1 pseudogene is annotated in these 323 nt (G+C 55.7%); it reads left to right on the top strand.

What is annotated here, in order from left to right:
* Positions 1 to 323: pseudogene (gene lacI, locus SB822_RS55835) on the top strand (DNA-binding transcriptional repressor LacI); the annotation flags it as partial.

Below are 323 nucleotides of genomic sequence, written 5' to 3'. Positions count from 1 at the left end.
GCGCTGTTAGCGGGCCCATTAAGTTCTGTCTCGGCGCGTCTGCGTCTGGCTGGCTGGCATAAATATCTCACTCGCAATCAAATTCAGCCGATAGCGGAACGGGAAGGCGACTGGAGTGCCATGTCCGGTTTTCAACAAACCATGCAAATGCTGAATGAGGGCATCGTTCCCACTGCGATGCTGGTTGCCAACGATCAGATGGCGCTGGGCGCAATGCGCGCCATTACCGAGTCCGGGCTGCGCGTTGGTGCGGATATCTCGGTAGTGGGATACGACGATACCGAAGACAGCTCATGTTATATCCCGCCGTTAACCACCATCAA

The organism is Paraburkholderia sp. SIMBA_054, from assembly GCF_046534875.1.
GTDB classification, from domain to species: Bacteria; Pseudomonadota; Gammaproteobacteria; order Burkholderiales; family Burkholderiaceae; genus Paraburkholderia; species Paraburkholderia hospita.
Note: the sequence above shows the minus strand (reverse complement) of the source record. Positions and strands in the feature narration are given on the sequence as shown.